Origin of the sequence: Pseudomonas sp. 273, from assembly GCF_029201425.1 — a bacterium.
Lineage (GTDB): Bacteria > Pseudomonadota > Gammaproteobacteria > Pseudomonadales > Pseudomonadaceae > Pseudomonas > Pseudomonas delhiensis.
Window position 1 is genome coordinate 4,474,604 of the sequence record NZ_CP116775.1, and the last position, 16,001, is coordinate 4,490,604.

The following is a 16,001-nucleotide window of genomic DNA, read 5'->3' on the forward strand; positions in this document are numbered from 1 at the left end:
CCCTCTTCCGGTAAGTGTTCCGTCATGCGATCCCCCTTCACCTCCCCACACCTGCTGCCCCGCCTGCTGCTGGGCGCCGCCTGCCTCACCCCGTCCCTGGCCCTGGCCGACGAGCCGTTCCAGCGTTCGACCCTGACCGGCGACTGGGGCGGCCTGCGCCGCCAGCTGGACGACGAGGGCATCCGCTTCAGCGGCGAATACAGCGGCGAGACCGTCTACAACGCCGACGGCGGCCTGAAGCGCTCGGAGCGCTACTCGCAGAACCTCAAGCTCGGCGTGCAGTTCGACCTGGGCAAGCTCTACGGCCTGGACAACGGCGGCCTGGTGCAACTGACCCTCAACGACCGCCGCGGCAACGACGGCTCCGGCGACCTGGTGGGCAACCGCCTGCCGGTCCAGGAGAACTACGGCGGCCTCTACACCCGCCTCACCGAACTGAGCTACGAGCGCACCCTGTTCACCCCGGCGCTGGACGTGAAGCTCGGCTACATGGCCATGGGCAACGACCTCGGCGGCCTGGACAGCGGCATCCTCTGCAACTTCATGAACGCCGGCTTCTGCGGCCACCCGCTGAACATGTCCGGCGGCAGCGGCTGGGCCAACTACCCCAACGCCCACCTGGGCGTGCGCCTGAAGTACAGCTTCTCGCCGACCTGGCAACTGCGCGTGGCGGCCTTCAACGTCGACCCCGAGAGCAACGGCAACGCCAGCCGCGCCTGGCACCTCACGCCCAAGCACAGCACCGGTACCGTGGTGCCCATCGAACTGGTCCACAAGCGCCTGGGCGAGCTGCCCGGCGAATACAAGCTGGGCTGGTACTACGACAGCTCCGACGCCCAGCGCATCGGCAGCGACGAGGAAGTGGCCGGCCGCGGCGGCCACTACTTCCTCCTGGACCAGGCCGTCTGGCACGCACAGGGCCTGCCGGGGCAGCGCCTGCACCTGTTCGGCCAGGCCTCCGTGGCCAGCTCGGCGGCCTCGCCCTTCACCCGGTGGTACAGCGCCGGCATGGTGCTCTACCAGCCCTTCGCCGAGCGCCCGCGCGACACCCTGGCCCTGGGCTTCGGCCGCGCCGTGCCCAACCCGCGCAGCCGCGAAGTACAGGAAGACAACGCCCTGGCCAACGGCCAGGCCTACCCCGGCCTGGACAACGCCGAGCGCCTGGTCGAACTGAGCTACGGCTACCAGGCCACGCCCTGGCTGCTGCTGCGCCCGGACGTGCAGTACATCATCGAGCCGGGCGCCTTCTCCGGGCAGCGCATCGACAACGCCCTGGTCTTCGGCCTGCAGGTCAAGGCCACGCTCTGATCCGCACCGCCGGCCGCCAGCGAGCGGCGGCCGGCGCGCCAATATTGCAGTTCACGGGACAAGCTTTCTCAGCGACGGAAAATATCGTTAGCTTGCTTTCTTTTTTCCCCGCTTCGGGCTAAGTTCGGCCTCGCAAGCCTTCCACAGCATAAGAATCCGCCCGCAACGCCCAGCCCATTGACCTTCGCCCGAGCGCAGCGGCGCAACGCCTGCCATGCTCAATGGCGGTCCGCTGCGCCATGCCAGCAGCCCACCCCCGTGATCAAGCCCGACGACTGGAGATTCCATGAACCTGTCGCTGCTAAGCCGTTACGCCTTTTTCGCCGCTTGTGTGCTCTTCACCCTGTTCAGCCTGCCCTTCCTCGGGCACGACTGGGTCTGGCCCTTCACCCTGGTGACCCTCGCCCTCAGCCTGCTGGGGGTGTTCGACCTGCTGCAGGCGCCCCACGCGGTGCGGCGCAACTACCCGATCCTCGGCAACATCCGCTACCTGGTCGAAGGCATCCGCCCGGAAATCCGCCAGTACCTGCTCGAAGGCGACCGCGAGGCCCTGCCCTTCTCCCGCGCCCAGCGCGGCCTGGTCTACGCCCGCGCCAAGCAGGAAACCGCCGACAAGCCCTTCGGCACCCTCATCGACGTCTACGAGTCCGGCTTCGAGTTCATCGCCCACTCCATCCGCCCCGCGCCCCTGGCCGACCCCAGCACCTTCCGGGTGATGGTCGGCGGGCCGGAATGCAGGCAGCCCTACTCCATCTCGGTGTTCAACATCTCCGCCATGAGCTTCGGCGCGCTGAGCGCCAACGCCATCCGCGCGCTGAACAAGGGCGCGCGCATGGGCAACTTCATCCACGACACCGGCGAAGGCAGCATCAGCCCCTACCACCGCGAGTACGGCGGCGACCTCACCTGGGAACTGGGCAGCGGCTACTTCGGCTGCCGCACCGACGACGGCCGCTTCGACCCCGAGCGCTTCGCCGCCCAGGCCGCCAGCCCGCAGGTGAAGATGATCGAGATCAAGCTCAGCCAGGGCGCCAAGCCCGGCCACGGCGGCATCCTGCCCAAGCACAAGGTCACCGCTGAAATCGCCGCCACCCGCGGCGTGCCCATGGGCCAGGACTGCATTTCGCCCTCCAGCCACAGCGAATTCAGCACGCCCCGGGAACTGCTGGACTTCATCGTCCGCCTGCGCGAACTCTCCGGCGGCAAGCCGGTGGGCTTCAAGCTGTGCATAGGCCACCCCTGGGAATTCATGGGCATCGCCAAGGCCATGCACGAAACCGGCATCCTCCCCGACTTCATCGTGGTCGACGGCAAGGAAGGCGGCACCGGCGCAGCCCCGGTGGAATTCGTCGACCACATGGGCCTGCCCATGCGCGAAGGCCTGCTGTTCGTGCACAACACCCTGGTCGGCCTGAACCTGCGCGACAAGATCCGCGTCGGCGCCAGCGGCAAGGTGGTCAGCGCCTTCGACATCGCCAGCGTGCTGGCCATGGGCGCCGACTGGGCCAACTCGGCGCGCGGCTTCATGTTCGCCATTGGCTGCATCCAGAGCCAGAGCTGCCACACCAACAAATGCCCCACCGGCGTGGCCACCCAGGACCCACTGCGCCAACGCGCCCTGGTGGTGCCGGACAAGGCCGAACGCGTCTACAACTTCCACCGCAACACCCTGAAAGCCCTGGCCGAAATGCTCGCCGCCGCCGGCCTGCGCCACCCCTCGGAAGTGGAAGCCAAGCACCTGGTGCGCCGCGTCTCCTCCAGCGAAATCCGCCTGTTCGCCCACCTGCACTACTTCCTCAAGCCGGGCGAACTGCTCAGCGGCAATATCGAGGGGGAGTTCTACGAGCGGATGTGGCGCATGGCGCGCAGTGACAGCTTCGAGGCCAATGGGGCCTGATAAGCCTGTGTGTTCGTTTCCGGCCGGTGTTCGCTGCAATGGCGGCGCCGACCGGGATATACGACGAAGGTAAAGTCTGAAGGCGAATTCCTTGTCTGAGGATAAGTCCGAGGGATAGCATCGGGCCATTACCTGCAAGGATGCTCGACGTGCCTGGACCGCTACGCCTCTTCCTCCTCCTCGCCATCGCGCTTGCTGGGCTTTCGCTCCAGGCACATGCCGGCAACAAGCCCTGCTCGGGTAGCAAGGGCGGGATTGCCCGGTGCGATGGCGATCTATTCCTCTGTAATGACGGGTCGATCAGTGGGTCGAAGCGGAGTTGTTCGACCTATCTGGGTGGGGCGAACGGTTCTGGCAGCCAGGCTACGCCGTCCCAGCAGCGCTTTTCGGGTGCCTCCAGCGAATGCGGTTGTGGTTCCGGTAGTTTCTGTACGGGGCCTCGGGGTGGGGTTTATTGCCTGACGCCGGGTGGGCGGAAGAGTTATGTGAGGAGGTGAGTGATTTGCCAAGGCTCGGACTAAAGGGGCAACAGAGCGGACAGGTCGGTGGTTGGCAGCTATCGGCCAAAAGCGGACAGTCTCACTGGGACTGGGCTGGCGCGCCGGCGAGCGTGCTTGAATGCCTTGCTATGTATTCCTTCGCCGAGTAAGCGGGAAGACAAATGGCTTTTCTTGAGTTAAATTTATTTCGTTTAGCTTGTATTTAAACCTAATATCACCACAACTAAATCGTCGAATTAGATCTCTCACTTCAATATCACTTAGCTCGTAGTCCCAGGGCTGAATTATAGAGCCACCTCTAACTTTGTCGAAACCATACTTTTGCCCCAGGGCTACGGTGATAGTATTTTCAATCTCTGTAACCCACAGACAATCGCCAATTGATCTAAAGGCTGCATGTAAATGAGTTGCTTTTCTCTTTCCCGTGAGGCCGCTCTCCATATATTTGAAAGCGCCCTTTTTCTTTAATGTAGAGTAAGGGCTTTTCTTACCATGACTTCGCAGCCTTGATCTCAACCCCTTAGCCGTGCCCACGTACCATGAGTTCAGTTCAAGCTTCAAAATATAAATATACCAATTTCTAATTTCTTCACTCATTTTTCGGAATCAAATTGTGCATAGCGATTAAGCTACTTCGGCTGAGACACTACTCGATTCGCACTGAGCGTGTCTATTGCACATGGATTACGCCGCACGGCAGGAATATGTTTGCTGAGGTCGAAGCGTCTCATGCAGGTGTCTACCGGGGCGAGGGGTAGCCCAAAAACGTCCGCTCTTGGCCGGAACCAGTCTGCCGCGAGTGGCAGCTATCGACCCATAGTGGCCGTTGGCAGATGACTTAGATCAGTCCAGACTGGGCCGCTCATAAATATGCTTGACATGGTTTTGCTCACTAAAAGGAAGGTTTCGCTTCCGACAAGTACGCCCGACCAGAATAAAAATTCAGAGTATTTAATAATTCCCGGCGACATCACCATAAAATACTATGCTAGCGCTCTGTTTTTAATTCTACTGTTTTGAAGATATTTTGACATGCGCTATAGCCTGTATGTCGGCAATTTCATGCTCACTCACAGTTAGCGCGAATATTATTTTCTTTGTGGAATTGCCTGAGGTCCAAGCATAGCCGACGCTATGAATATTGCCAGCGCCATCCAGCTCAGTATTAAAGTCGGTAGTTTTCTTTGCGCTATACAAAGGAGGCGCAGAAGAGACAAATTTTATAAATAGACTCTCGGCTATTTTCGGGTCGGCACGCCGTGCAGTAACATGGCAGGCGTCTTGAGCTTCGGGGATTGAAAGAACAAAGAGGCCTTGTTCATTTGGCACTACCCAAGAACTCCCCGCTCTGAGTCCCAAGTACTTTTTAGCTTGCTCTGGGGGAGGGCTGATGAGTTCTTCAGGCTGGATTTTAAATGATCCAAGTTCTCTATATTTTTAACGCAAAAGTTTACAAATATCTCCTGAAGCGCTTGGGCTTGCATTTCAGGGTTCTCAGCAAAGCAAGTTGACGACGCAAGAATGAGTGGAATTGTCGTGATGGAGCCGATGATTAAATCGAAACACTTTCCCATGGGCAGATCGGTGCGCGGTCGTTTTGAATAACGTTCCTTGTTCATGCTGTAATTGCTCGCTAGTTTGTTGGGTGGGTTGCTTTTCCAGCCATCGCTATACGAAGCTAGGAATAGACGACGTGGTCTGACCGGAAGCGACGCGTGTACGACCGTAATTCCATCTGGTTACGCTCGATTCTAACCGCGTTCTGCCGAGCATAACCAGTTAAAGTCGACTCAGGCGGACGCTCACAAGCATTATTGGGCACTTGTCGAGTTAGCTGGCGATGCGCCTCAGAAGTTGGGAAAAGCGGTAGATAGCCGTGTTGATGTCATCCCTCGTGTCACCGTCCCAATCTTCAATAGTTTCGAGTTCGGCTTTGAGAAACGCTATCCGCTCCCTGATTTCAGCTGCCTCTGCAGCCCCGCATTGTGAGGCAATCGCCGCCCATTTCTCCTCAGGGATTCGCTCCTGAATCGAAAGTCCGGCCTGAGCTTCTGTAATTAGTGCGGCGAGTTTGCTCATCGATTCACGCTCCGAGTAAGACTATGTCAGCGCTATATCTTCCCAGATTTTATATGTCTGCTCCTGGCCGTATGCAGCCCTTCACGAAGGGCTGCTATGAGTTGAACGCAGCCTTCGCAAAAAGCAGCCATCGCTCACAAACAGTCTATAGGAAGACAAACTCCTTTCCCGCAACCCAGCCCTTTCGCTTTTAATCTTCGGCAGCGCCACACAACTGCACCAGCCTCTCGGCAACAGCCCGATTGAAGGCCCACATCCCAGCCTGAATCGCGGCGAGCGAAAGGATGAAGGCGATCAGCGATGGCGAGTTCAGCAGGAACCAAGCCGTTGCGGCAGCACAAAGATGAAGCTGGAACTGCCTGGCGTTACCCTCCGCAGCCTTGGCGTAGGTAGATGAGCGCGCCCCGTCTCTTCGCGCATGCAATGCAGCTCGCTCGACAAGTTTCATTGCATGCCCCTTGCTAGTACAGAGTAGGAAAATAGAGGCCGCACTGTTACTCGACAGCCTCAAACGCCTCATGGTACTGCACGGTGCCGGTCGGCAGTTCACCGGCAAATACCTGCGCCTGGAAGTATTCCCGGGGCACTCCAGGCAGTTCCAAACCCGGGTGGGCCTTGAAGCCAAAGCGGCCATAGTAGCCAGGGTCGCCCAGCACTACGCAGCCAATGCCGCCGAGGCGTTGCAGTTCCGCCAGCGCTGCTTTCATCAAGGCTGATCCAATGCCCTGGCCCTGGCGATCCGGCCATACGGAGATCGGCCCGAGTCCGTACCAGCCACTTGCGCCCGACGAGATTCGAACCGGCGAGATGGCGACATGGCCGATGACCTTGCCCTCTTCTACCGCCACCAGGGAAACGCTGAGTTGCCCGCAGCGGCGCAGGGCGTTGACGATGAATTGCTCGGTATGGCTTGAGTGTTCTTCGTTTTCGAATGCCGCTGTGGTCAGGCGCGTGATGGCGTCGATGTCTTCGGGCCGTTCGTTGCGGATGGTCAGGCGCATGGCGATTTTCCCTTCAGTGCCCTGGTCGATGAGGCGGATGGCTCCCGGGTGTTCCCTGCCGATCACGACTGCAGTGCGATGGCCAAGGCACGTCGGGAACCATGCAGCTCGAGAGGTGGCCGCATCACTGGGATCCGCTGGCGACGAAACACGCATATTACCGCAGCGGCCCCTCCCTGGGCCGCTACTCCGCGGAACGTGGAAAGACCTCAGCCCCGCGCCAGCACCGCCTTGACCGCCCCCAGCAACAGGGCCTCGGCATCCGCCGGCGCCCCTTGCGAACGCCAGGCCACATGCAGGTCCGGCCGCACCAGCAGGCAACCGTCCTCGTCTATCTCGCGCAGGCGCGCCCAGTCGCCGTAACTGTCTTCGTAGTCGAGGCCCAGGCCGATGCGGCGCACCACCAGGTCGATGCCCAGCTCACGGGCCAGCGTCTCGGCGGCCTGGCGCCAGGCGTCGCCGCCGTGGCCGGTGAGCAGGGTCAGGCGGCCCTGGCCGCAGAGGTCGAGGGTGGACAGCTTGCGCCCGGCGGTGTCGTGCAGCCAGGCGTGCGGCAGGTGGGCGCCGGGCCAGGTGGTGGGGTGGTAGTAGAGTTCGCGGTCGCGGGTGTAGGCCGGCTCTTCGCTGCCGTCGGCGAGCACTGCGCCGCTGCGGTAGCGTTGCCCCAGTTCCACCCCGTGGCAGCTGAACTGGTAGTGCTGCAACTGGATGGCCTGTTCCAGGGCGGCGCGGCGTTCGCGGCCCAGCGGGCTGTCGGCGCTCAGTTCGTGCAGGCTGTTCCAGCCCTCGGCCTCGCTCTGGCCCGGCTTGAAGCCCAGGGCGTTGGAGATCGGCAGCATGTTGCGCACGCTTTCCATGGCCCGGTCCACCACCTGGCGGCCGACGGGCTGGCGTTCGGCGGAGTAGCTGTCCAGCAACCCGGGGCCGGCCTGGCCCTTGAGCACCAGGGCCAGCTTCCAGGCCAGGTTGTAGGCGTCCTGCACCGAGGTGTTGGTGCCCAGGCCGTTGGCTGGCGGGTGGCGGTGCACGGCGTCGCCGCAGCAGAACACCCGGCCCTCGGAGTAGCGCTGGGCGACCACGTGGTTGATCTGCCACTTGCTGGTGGCGAGGATCTCCACCGGGATGTCGGCATCGCCGATCACCCGCCGCGCCCGCTCGATCACCGCGGCCTCGCCGAGGTCCGGCTCGCCCTGGGCGGGGTCGTACATGAACAGCATCACCCATTCGTTCCACGGGCGGACGCAGATGAAGGTGCCGCTGCCCACCCAGTAGTCGTTGCCCGGCTGGACCATCCAGTAGAGCACGCCCGGGCGGCTCTCGCAGTAGCGGCGCAGGTCGGCGCGCAGCCAGACGTTCACCGCGCAGCCCAGGCCCATCTCGCCCTCCAGCGGGATGCCGAGCAGCTCCATCACCCGGCTGCGGGCGCCGTCGGCGCCGATCATGTACTGGGCGCGCACGGTGAATTCGCGCCCGGTGCCGCGGTCGAGGATGCGCGCGGTGACGCCCTCCCCGTCCTGGGTGAAGTCCAGCAGTTCGTGGTTGAAGCGCATCTCGCTGCCCGCGCGCAGGGCCTCGTTGGCGAGGATCGGTTCCATCAGGTGCTGGGGGATGTTGCACATGGCCGAGGGGCTGGCCAGCTCGTAGTCGGACTTGCGCTCGATGGCGTTGCCCCAGGTGAGCAGGCGGCCCAGTTCCTGGCCGCTGAAGCTGGTGGCCCAGACGTTGTTGGCCATCAGCTCGTGGGGGCTGGCGGCGGCCACCACCTGCGCCTCGACGCCCGCGTCGCGGAAGACCTCCATGGTGCGCTGGTTGGTGATGTGCGCCCGCGGGCTGTTGGCGGTCCAGCGGTACTTGTTGACCAGCAGGTTGCGGATGCCATAGCGCGACAGCAGCAGCGAGGCCGTGAGGCCGGACGGGCCGCCCCCGACGATCAGGACGGGGACTTCGATGACGTGGGAGGTGTTGTGCGGGTTCATGATCGTACTCCGTACTCTTGTTCTTGAAATCGGAAAGGTGCCCACCAGGGCGGGCGCGGTGGCCCAGCCCCTGCTCACGGATCGCGGGCAAGCCGAACCCGTGCCGCCTGCCATGGCTGCCGGCAAATACGAAAGGAAATGGCTGCCGGGAACGGCGGTGCGCCGATCGGCCAGCGGTCCCGACGTCGAAGCTGAAGCGGCCTGGGGCGGGCCCTCCAGCGCACTCGACGTCGCCGACGAGAAGCACGGTAATTCCGCAACGATACTGCCGGTAGTCCGGCTGAATGGCTCTCAGCGTTCCATTTTCTGAACGCTGGACACCGCCCTGCCGATGGCGGGAACGAGCCCCTTCACATGCGACCGCGCACTGGTCGCTGGAGCCGCGCCCCGCGGGTGGGCAACGGCCGGAGATCGGGCCGATCGACGGACCGACATGCCCGCGGCAGCCTCCCTGGGAGGCCCGGCCTTGAGCTACCGGACGTGTGGCGTTGCGAACTCTTCTCGATTAAATGTAATATTATTACATTACATATAGGAGATACCCCATGAAACCAGGCATCCACCCCGACTACCGTCCCGTGCTGTTCCACGACACCTCCGCCGACGTGTTCTACCTGATCCGCTCCACCGTGCAGACGGACAAGACCTACACCCACACCGACGGCAACACCTACCCCTACATGACCCTGGACGTGTCCAGCGCCTCGCACCCGGTCTATACCGGCGAGCAGCGCAAGACCAAGTCCGAGGGCCGCGTGGCGGGCTTCAACAAGCGTTTCGCCGGCTTCGTCGGCAACAAGGGGGCGTGATGAAGGTCCTCGCCTCCCTGAAGAAAGCCAAGCTGCGCCACCGCGATTGCCAGGTGGTGAAGCGGCGCGGCCGGCTGTACGTGATCTGCAAGTCCAACCCGCGCTTCAAGTGCGTGCAGGGCCGGCCCAAGCCGAAGGTCCGGCGTTGAGCCCCTTCCGGCCAGCGCCCGCTGCAATGGCGGGGCTGGCCGTTCATGGCGGGGAACCCCGAGCGTGAAGGCAACAGGTGCAGGTGCTAATGGAGAGGAGCCTCCCCGCATCAAGCGCCTATTCGCAGCCGAGAACTGAATACCAAGCTCAGGGTCAGCCACAACCTCTTTCCAAAATGCTTCCCGGAAGTCATCAAACCGAGAGAACTCACGCCCCTCTCGTAGGGATCGGCACACCCAGCCCCTCGCCGGCTCCAGCCAACCAGATTCCGAAGACATCCTCACCCGACCCAGTAACTGTCCCAGCATCATGCCGGGCATTCATCACGATGCAGAGCGGTGCAATCCCAGAGCCAACCGGGAACACGAGGATGAAATCCTTGTATTCGGGCGGATAGATCGGATTGACGATGATCGTGTCCGCCTGCTCTACAGGTGGGTAGATCGATATGTATGGGGCTTGGGGAGCCGCCTCCAGGACGAGGATGCCGAGAGTGTCAGCAGGGTTGACGGCGGGCGCCAGATCAGTTCAACACCACCACCGAAATCGGACACAATCTGAGCGATAGCCAAGGCCCCCAGCTATCGCTATCTCGTTTCAGTTAGGTCAGTTGGACTTAAAGCCGGGAAGCCCGTTCGCTGCACGCCACTCTTTCACGGTGCGGGTGATGCCTTCCGGCGAATCGTCAACTCCTGACTCCGGGTAGTAGAGAAGATCTGAGCCTGCTGGATGGCCTGATATCTTGATGAAGTGGCTGAGCAAGCGATCCTCTTCTTTCTCTGGCATGTCACCGGAGCACAACTGCCGAAGCATATCGGTGAATTCCTGCTCCGTATAATCCGAAAGAGTATTTTTCAAATTCACGACCTGCCCTCCTTGTGAATCTCTACATGCCGTTTTGGAGTAGTGATCGAGATGTTATCAATGTCGTATACAGCACCACCATGTTGGATTTGCTCAATATGGTGCAACTCATATCGACGATTTTCGCCATTGTGCTCTGCCATCGGCGCATAGGGCGCCTTGCCATTGCGGACAAGTGATTGGTTCTTGGGATTCAACTGACTCATCAGCGAAGTGTCGCGGCTCACGGACTCCCACAGAGCCTTCCTGAAAGAATCAAAACTATTGAAGCTCCTGCCACGCAGCTTATCAGCAATTCGCGTTGGTATCGGAGTACCAAGGCCCTCGCCGGCCCCAGCTAACCAAATGCCCAACACATCCTCGCCCGCCCCGGTGACTGTCCCCGGATCATGCCGGGCATTCATCACGATATAGAGCGGTGCAATCCCAGAGCCAACCGGGAACACGAGGATGAAATCCTTGTATTCGGGCGGATAGATCGGATTAATGATGATCGTGTCCGCCTGCTCTACAGGTGGGTAGATCGATATGTGTGGGGCTTGGGGAGCCGCCTCAAGGGCGGGAATGCCCAGTGTGTCAGCAGGATTGGCGGCAGGCGTCCAAATCAGCTCAACACCACCGCCGAAATCAGCCACCATCTGATTGCCGGACAAGCCGGCTGGCTTGAATTGAATGACCGGAATCGTTTCCCAGTCGTGGCGGAGCTGAGTGTTGTAACCGTAGCCTTTCAGCGTTCCATCCGGCTTTTCCTCCACCCTGATGCGTACCCGCGTGCGGGCTTGCTTCATCGTGCGAAGCTGCTCCTCGGTGTAGAGAGCACTATCGCCCAAGCTCGACGGCCAGAGCATTGCAACAACCCCCAGCAAAGCACCGCCGGCCACGCCACCAGTAAGGATGCCGCCGCCAACTGCTCGGCCACCTCCCCCGACAATTACACGGCCACCACTGGCAACAGCGCCCCCTGCGGAAGCAACGTCACAAAGCCCACCGCAGGATGCACCAGCACCAGGGGCAAGCCCCCGCAATGCCAATGAACCGAAACCGGCCGGAACAGTCCCGCTGATTCTTTTGAGCTGAAGCTTGCCGCTATTATCGACCTCTCGACCACCCAGCAAAACGAGCCTGCCATAGTCGTTCACGGCATCAACGGGGAAGGTCCCCTGTGTCGTGCTGTAGTCGATCTCCGAGTCAGGCAACTTGCTGCACTTCGCAAATACGCAGGCGGCGCGCATGAGCTTGGCTGGTGCCATCTTCGGCTCAGACAATCGAGCCGCAGCCGGAGGGGGAGTATGTGCTGGGCTTGGAGAGCGTAGAGAATTGCTTGCCGCTTTTGCTGAACCTTCATCAGACCTGTAAGTTGAATTGAAAAAAGACGGAAGCAACTTGGCTCTGCACGGACAGCTGCTGATGCTGTGCAGTGTTCCCGCCACGATCCGTCCGTGACTATTGATGAACGGAACACCACCAAGAATCTTGTATACCTTTCCGTCCTTGCCGCAGGTGACGCGATCTCCCTCGCGAGCATGCGCAATACCAAACATCATGACCCGAGAATCGGCTTCCAGCACCGATCCCCCACACGTAGTTTTGTCGCCCAAGCGTATGAAATAACCAACTGCCATACCCTTTCCTTGGTCGTAGGAATTGAGCGGCAAGCATTGGCACATACCGTCAATCAGTGACTATAAGACTGATCCGAATTTCATGTGGACTCCTGCCTTCTGAGCTATGTCGGCCCATGCCCATCCATGTCTACCAGGCATCTGCCCCGGGTCAGAATCATCAGCACGGTGGATCACAATCACTGGAATTGAGTGTCAGAATCATTGGAATACACAAACAGGCGATAAAAGGTTCGACCGCTGCCGGCCATGACCGGACCACCACGCCCGCACTTGCCGCCCCCTCGCCGCCGGTCTACACCGGCAATAAGCCCTCCCCCGTACGCGACAGCCAGCGAGAAGCACAATGAGCAACGAAGTCCTGGCGGCAATGGTTGCCGCCCTCACCGGTTTCGGCGTTGCCTACCTCACCCTGCGCACGCAGATCAGGCAGGCGCGGATGCAGTTGGCGGCGGCGCACCGGGCCGAGATCATCCGCCGCCAGCTGGACGCCCTGGAGGCCATCTGGAGCATTTTCGCCGCGGCCTCCCGTTCGGGGGGCGAAGGCCGCATGCTGCTGGCCACGGGCGGCGGCCAGGCCATTTCGGTCGAGGAGGCCCGGGCGTTCATCCGCCTGCTGGAAGACACCTTCAATGCCAGGAGCGGGCTCTACCTGTCGCAGAAAGCCCGCCGGGCCCTGTTCGGCTTCCGCGACTACATCCGTGACGAGCTGATCGGGCACAGCAGCACCGGGCTCCTTCCGCTCTCCACCGAGCAGCTCGCCGCATTCCACGAGAAGAGAAGGTTCGTGCGCCTGTGCCTGAGGGCGGAAGTGGGCTCGACCGATCTTCGCGTGGCGCAGGAAGAGCTGCGTCTCTACGAGTCCGGGCACAAGCCCGGGCCTTGAAAAGCAGGGGGTGGACTACTATCTACCGCCATGCCTTTCCTCACAATCCGCCACCCAGGCTAGGTCCAGCGACACGAAGCCGATGTCCTCAGGCCTCTTTGGTGAGTCGAGAAGGTGAATCGATTTATTTAAGCAACCTAATCCCGAGCATGCGGGGAGTCTTATAGTAAGAAATAATATTTTTCGTACCTTTTACCATTCTTTCTCCCACAAGCCTCAAAAGAGAGCCACCAAAGTGTTAAAAACTCTTAACAGCGACCATCTCTTGACGCCAAAACATAGCTATTGACCAAACAATAAATCGTACTAATCTCGAATCATGTCTCCAAGACAAGGAGGTCAACATGAATCGTAGAGCCATACTATCTCTTTTACCTACCCTCTCCCTATTGTACTTAGGTTTCTTGCATAACCGTTGCGCACATGCTGGATGGCCAGGACAGGAAGAGTTCGAAGATAGTCCTACGGGAAGTGACATGCACGAAGAGGCCGGCTGGCCGAGCACATCAACCAACTCAAGAAAAACTGAAGGTCCGCAACTATCTGGTAACTCTGGATGCTCTCTTCATGGTCAAGCATTGAATCAGAGCGATGTTATTTCTATTCTTGCTCCTGACAATATTATCCCTTATCCCCTTTTACAAAAATCGAAAGCATTCCATGAGTCACTAGGTTCAATTTACCAACTAAAACCCGGAATTTCCTTCATCAGGGATGACAACTCACCAAATGCATTCGCAACTCCTGAAAACCTATTTCCAAGCAGCCAAGACGGGACGATATTACTAGGGTTGAATTTGTTCTTATCAGAATACCAAAAGGGTCCAATGACGTGGGAAGGTGCTGCCATCCTTATTCACGCGCATGAGTTCGGCCACATTGCTGAGTACAGCTTTGGCTATACAGGACCGGTTCCTATCATGGAACTGCAGGCAGATGCTCTTGCAGGATGCGTAATGGCTCATCAATTCATTACCGAAAGCATGAGCGCAATGAACATGAACTATATTTTAGCCGCACAACTTGCCTACCAAAGAACAGGGGCATTCATACATGCATCAAACTCAGTTTTCAGCATGGGAAGCTACGACTTCAACAATCCAAACTTCCATGGGACGCCACAGCAAAGATTGAGTGCATTCAGATCGGGCTTTCAGTATGTTGCAACATCAAGCAGACCTCGAAGCATCGAGAACTCAATGAAACAAACCAGGATGTTTGCCGAACAAATTTACACATAGAGACACAAACATGAAACCAATATTAAACCTAATAATCTTAATACTACTACCTCCAGCAATTGCAGAAGCCTCAGTGTGTGAAGATTTAAAATCTGTCACTAATCAGGCTTCTGATGGATTCTCAAGCTGGAAAGGAAGCTACGACTCCGACATGGAGGAATATACCGCCCTACAGCGCCTCCCCGGAGCTAGCGAATGTGTAATAGATGGTGATGAGGAGTTTCCATCCTATACCTGCAGATGGATTCTCGGAAGTGAAAATGAAATGCTAACTAGTTACAGATCCCTAGTAAGCCAAGTTACCAATTGCACCAACTTATTCTCCAGAAAACCCATAATTCGAGCAATGCCATACACCAGCAGAACAACTAGATACTTTTCCTATAAGAACGAGGAAACCACATCGATTGAAGAGCGAAGTGTCGAATTCAGAATAAAGATCAGATCAAAATCAATGACCAACTTGAGAAACCAAGAAAATAAAAATCTCGTGAGCATTACAATAGAGAGAAAATAGAGGTAAACAACACCAATACCGGCACCGGATAATTCACACAACGATCTTGCCCATATAAAGTCAAAACCATCAACTCTAAGAACTCACTAAAACCCAGATCAGTCCGGACAAGGGATCAGAATAGAACTAATATTATGACCAAATACAGCCCACTCTCGGCCATTATCTGACCTAACACTCACAACCTCTTCATGACACCCATCTTTGAATCTTGTCCTATAAGATGAAACCTTATAAATACCCTCAGGATATCCCGGAGGGTTTACTGTAACGCTTCCGCCAATTGGAGAGGAGCGTTCGACAACGTTCCCCAGAGCATAACGACCATTTTCATATACCGCTCGGTAAAGCACCCTATCTGCTGCAATAGTCTTCTTTGCTACATCATCTAGGCTATCCCATGCTTGGTCCAGTTCTCCCCGATCAACCTTCGCCAGAAAATCACGAACAATAGATGTCACGTCAGCCTCAGCTCCAAGCCACTTAGCGTTAAGCTTACCAGCCGAAATAACTATACTTGGCTGATTAATCAAAATAACAACAAAAACCGCAAGCGCCCCTCCTGCTTTAATATACCCTCCACCAAACACCAACCTCCCAGGAAGCACAACAGCAAAACCAGCTCCAGCAAGCGCCATAACAACCACCACAACCCAACAAGCCAAATCAGAGAGATCCTTAACAAATACAACCAATACGAGAAGAACAGATATAAACAGAACTCCAAACACGAACGCCAGAAGAGCATTAAAATTTATTCCACCAATTATTCTGGATTCAGCCATCTCACACACCCTCGCCAAGCGTCTTTACCCATGTCATCAGAAACCATAACTCGCAATCTAACCATAGTAACGCAATAGCTTTCGGACAAGTCCGAAAGCTATTTTTTATACGAAAAAACAAGCCGGCGCGTCTAGCATAGGTATGACACGGAAAAATAGGCTAACCACACTCATGACGTGAGTCATTACGAGCACATCTAAAATTAAAAGCAAAGAAGAGGTTCTAAAAAAGGAAATATTTATTTAAACAATCTAATCCTGACCATAGTGGCAGATTCAGGGTAGAAAAATGAATCTGCCTTTAGTCCTGCCGCCATGCCTTCCCTCCCCCTTCGTAACCAAGGCTAGCCCTGTAGACGGCGAACC

19 protein-coding genes and 1 pseudogene are annotated in these 16,001 nt (G+C 58.1%); 9 read left to right on the forward strand and 11 right to left on the reverse strand.

Annotated features, from left to right (window positions below):
* Positions 1-24: 24 nt before the first annotated feature.
* The 3 genes from PKO50_RS20285 (at position 25) to PKO50_RS20295 (ending at position 3,702) form a co-directional block, all read left to right on the forward strand.
* Entirely contained in the window at positions 25-1,308 is a 1,284-nt protein-coding gene (locus PKO50_RS20285; protein ID WP_275627059.1) for a carbohydrate porin, read from the forward strand.
* A 286-nt stretch (positions 1,309-1,594) separates the two neighbouring features.
* On the forward strand, positions 1,595-3,205 hold the full coding sequence (locus PKO50_RS20290) for an FMN-binding glutamate synthase family protein (RefSeq protein WP_089391605.1): 1,611 nt from the start codon (positions 1,595-1,597) through the stop codon (positions 3,203-3,205).
* Between the two features lie 140 nt (positions 3,206-3,345).
* Positions 3,346-3,702 (forward strand): hypothetical protein, encoded by a 357-nt coding sequence (locus PKO50_RS20295; RefSeq protein ID WP_275627060.1) that lies wholly within the window; start codon positions 3,346-3,348, stop codon positions 3,700-3,702.
* Positions 3,703-3,831: 129 nt separating this feature from the next.
* Here PKO50_RS20295 and PKO50_RS20300 read toward each other — a convergent pair whose 3' ends face one another.
* From PKO50_RS20300 to PKO50_RS20330, 7 genes are all read right to left on the reverse strand, one after another.
* On the reverse strand, positions 3,832-4,302 hold the full coding sequence (locus PKO50_RS20300; protein WP_275627061.1) for a GIY-YIG nuclease family protein: 471 nt from the start codon (positions 4,300-4,302) through the stop codon (positions 3,832-3,834).
* A gap of 411 nt (positions 4,303-4,713) precedes the next feature.
* Positions 4,714-5,034, reverse strand: coding sequence for a hypothetical protein (locus PKO50_RS20305; protein WP_275627062.1), 321 nt, complete (start codon positions 5,032-5,034; stop codon positions 4,714-4,716).
* A complete protein-coding gene (locus PKO50_RS20310) occupies positions 5,034-5,324 on the reverse strand; it encodes a hypothetical protein (protein ID WP_275627063.1) in 291 nt (96 codons plus the stop codon). The genes PKO50_RS20305 and PKO50_RS20310 overlap by 1 nt, the downstream gene beginning before the upstream one ends.
* 211 nt (positions 5,325-5,535) lie before the next feature.
* Positions 5,536-5,784, reverse strand: coding sequence for a hypothetical protein (locus PKO50_RS20315; RefSeq protein ID WP_275627064.1), 249 nt, complete (start codon positions 5,782-5,784; stop codon positions 5,536-5,538).
* Between the two features lie 190 nt (positions 5,785-5,974).
* Complete coding sequence (locus PKO50_RS20320; RefSeq protein WP_275627065.1) at positions 5,975-6,232, reverse strand: hypothetical protein; 258 nt, start codon at positions 6,230-6,232, stop codon at positions 5,975-5,977.
* A 46-nt stretch (positions 6,233-6,278) separates the two neighbouring features.
* Positions 6,279-6,785 carry an N-acetyltransferase gene (locus PKO50_RS20325; RefSeq protein ID WP_275627066.1) on the reverse strand — a complete coding sequence of 169 codons (507 nt, stop codon included), beginning with the start codon at positions 6,783-6,785 and terminating at the stop codon, positions 6,279-6,281.
* Positions 6,786-6,994: 209 nt separating this feature from the next.
* On the reverse strand, positions 6,995-8,761 hold the full coding sequence (locus PKO50_RS20330) for an FAD-dependent monooxygenase (protein WP_275627067.1): 1,767 nt from the start codon (positions 8,759-8,761) through the stop codon (positions 6,995-6,997).
* On the opposite strand from PKO50_RS20330, the gene PKO50_RS20335 reads away from it, so the two are divergent.
* The 3 genes from PKO50_RS20335 to ykgO all read left to right on the forward strand — a co-directional run bounded on the left by PKO50_RS20335 (position 8,760) and on the right by ykgO (position 9,719).
* Positions 8,760-9,071, forward strand: coding sequence for a hypothetical protein (locus PKO50_RS20335; protein WP_275627068.1), 312 nt, complete (start codon positions 8,760-8,762; stop codon positions 9,069-9,071). The genes PKO50_RS20330 and PKO50_RS20335 overlap by 2 nt on opposite strands.
* Before the next feature lie 235 nt (positions 9,072-9,306).
* Entirely contained in the window at positions 9,307-9,570 is a 264-nt protein-coding gene (locus PKO50_RS20340; protein ID WP_275627069.1) for a type B 50S ribosomal protein L31, read from the forward strand.
* Positions 9,570-9,719 (forward strand): type B 50S ribosomal protein L36, encoded by a 150-nt coding sequence (gene ykgO, locus PKO50_RS20345; protein WP_009619020.1) that lies wholly within the window; start codon positions 9,570-9,572, stop codon positions 9,717-9,719. Before PKO50_RS20340 ends, ykgO begins: the two co-directional genes overlap by 1 nt.
* Positions 9,720-9,809: 90 nt before the next feature.
* Here ykgO and PKO50_RS20350 read toward each other — a convergent pair.
* The 3 genes and pseudogenes from PKO50_RS20350 to PKO50_RS20360 form a co-directional block, all read right to left on the reverse strand.
* Positions 9,810-10,280, reverse strand: a pseudogene (locus PKO50_RS20350) (S-type pyocin domain-containing protein); the annotation flags it as partial.
* 46 nt (positions 10,281-10,326) lie between these two features.
* A complete protein-coding gene (locus PKO50_RS20355) occupies positions 10,327-10,578 on the reverse strand; it encodes a bacteriocin immunity protein (RefSeq protein ID WP_275630505.1) in 252 nt (83 codons plus the stop codon).
* Between the two features lie 2 nt (positions 10,579-10,580).
* Complete coding sequence (locus PKO50_RS20360) at positions 10,581-12,206, reverse strand: S-type pyocin domain-containing protein (protein ID WP_275627070.1); 1,626 nt, start codon at positions 12,204-12,206, stop codon at positions 10,581-10,583.
* A 346-nt stretch (positions 12,207-12,552) separates the two neighbouring features.
* Between PKO50_RS20360 and PKO50_RS20365 the strand changes: the two genes are divergently transcribed.
* The 3 genes from PKO50_RS20365 (at position 12,553) to PKO50_RS20375 (ending at position 14,850) form a co-directional block, all read left to right on the forward strand.
* Positions 12,553-13,092, forward strand: coding sequence for a hypothetical protein (locus PKO50_RS20365; protein WP_275627071.1), 540 nt, complete (start codon positions 12,553-12,555; stop codon positions 13,090-13,092).
* 344 nt (positions 13,093-13,436) lie between these two features.
* Positions 13,437-14,333: a hypothetical protein gene (locus PKO50_RS20370; RefSeq protein WP_275627072.1), complete on the forward strand. Its 897-nt coding sequence runs from the start codon at positions 13,437-13,439 to the stop codon at positions 14,331-14,333.
* Positions 14,334-14,343: 10 nt separating this feature from the next.
* Entirely contained in the window at positions 14,344-14,850 is a 507-nt protein-coding gene (locus PKO50_RS20375) for a hypothetical protein (protein WP_275627073.1), read from the forward strand.
* Positions 14,851-14,948: 98 nt separating this feature from the next.
* Here the strand turns inward: PKO50_RS20375 and PKO50_RS20380 are convergent, their stop codons facing one another.
* Positions 14,949-15,635, reverse strand: a complete 687-nt coding sequence (locus PKO50_RS20380; RefSeq protein ID WP_275627074.1) for a DUF4019 domain-containing protein — start codon at positions 15,633-15,635, stop codon at positions 14,949-14,951.
* Positions 15,636-16,001 lie beyond the last annotated feature (366 nt).

What these genes read in the sequence shown, in the direction of transcription:
- PKO50_RS20380 (WP_275627074.1), bottom strand. Translation starts at nt 15,635, where the DNA reads ATGGCTGAATCCAGAATAATTGGTGGAATAAATTTTAATGCTCTTCTG.
- PKO50_RS20365 (WP_275627071.1), top strand. Translation starts at nt 12,553, where the DNA reads ATGAGCAACGAAGTCCTGGCGGCAATGGTTGCCGCCCTCACCGGTTTC.
- PKO50_RS20335 (WP_275627068.1), top strand. Translation starts at nt 8,760, where the DNA reads ATGATCGTACTCCGTACTCTTGTTCTTGAAATCGGAAAGGTGCCCACC.
- PKO50_RS20310 (WP_275627063.1), bottom strand. Translation starts at nt 5,324, where the DNA reads ATGAACAAGGAACGTTATTCAAAACGACCGCGCACCGATCTGCCCATG.
- PKO50_RS20330 (WP_275627067.1), bottom strand. Translation starts at nt 8,761, where the DNA reads ATGAACCCGCACAACACCTCCCACGTCATCGAAGTCCCCGTCCTGATC.
- ykgO (WP_009619020.1), top strand. Translation starts at nt 9,570, where the DNA reads ATGAAGGTCCTCGCCTCCCTGAAGAAAGCCAAGCTGCGCCACCGCGAT.
- PKO50_RS20325 (WP_275627066.1), bottom strand. Translation starts at nt 6,785, where the DNA reads ATGCGCCTGACCATCCGCAACGAACGGCCCGAAGACATCGACGCCATC.
- PKO50_RS20295 (WP_275627060.1), top strand. Translation starts at nt 3,346, where the DNA reads ATGCTCGACGTGCCTGGACCGCTACGCCTCTTCCTCCTCCTCGCCATC.
- PKO50_RS20300 (WP_275627061.1), bottom strand. Translation starts at nt 4,302, where the DNA reads ATGAGTGAAGAAATTAGAAATTGGTATATTTATATTTTGAAGCTTGAA.
- PKO50_RS20340 (WP_275627069.1), top strand. Translation starts at nt 9,307, where the DNA reads ATGAAACCAGGCATCCACCCCGACTACCGTCCCGTGCTGTTCCACGAC.
- PKO50_RS20290 (WP_089391605.1), top strand. Translation starts at nt 1,595, where the DNA reads ATGAACCTGTCGCTGCTAAGCCGTTACGCCTTTTTCGCCGCTTGTGTG.
- PKO50_RS20315 (WP_275627064.1), bottom strand. Translation starts at nt 5,784, where the DNA reads ATGAGCAAACTCGCCGCACTAATTACAGAAGCTCAGGCCGGACTTTCG.
- PKO50_RS20320 (WP_275627065.1), bottom strand. Translation starts at nt 6,232, where the DNA reads ATGAAACTTGTCGAGCGAGCTGCATTGCATGCGCGAAGAGACGGGGCG.
- PKO50_RS20285 (WP_275627059.1), top strand. Translation starts at nt 25, where the DNA reads ATGCGATCCCCCTTCACCTCCCCACACCTGCTGCCCCGCCTGCTGCTG.
- PKO50_RS20375 (WP_275627073.1), top strand. Translation starts at nt 14,344, where the DNA reads ATGAAACCAATATTAAACCTAATAATCTTAATACTACTACCTCCAGCA.
- PKO50_RS20360 (WP_275627070.1), bottom strand. Translation starts at nt 12,206, where the DNA reads ATGGCAGTTGGTTATTTCATACGCTTGGGCGACAAAACTACGTGTGGG.
- PKO50_RS20370 (WP_275627072.1), top strand. Translation starts at nt 13,437, where the DNA reads ATGAATCGTAGAGCCATACTATCTCTTTTACCTACCCTCTCCCTATTG.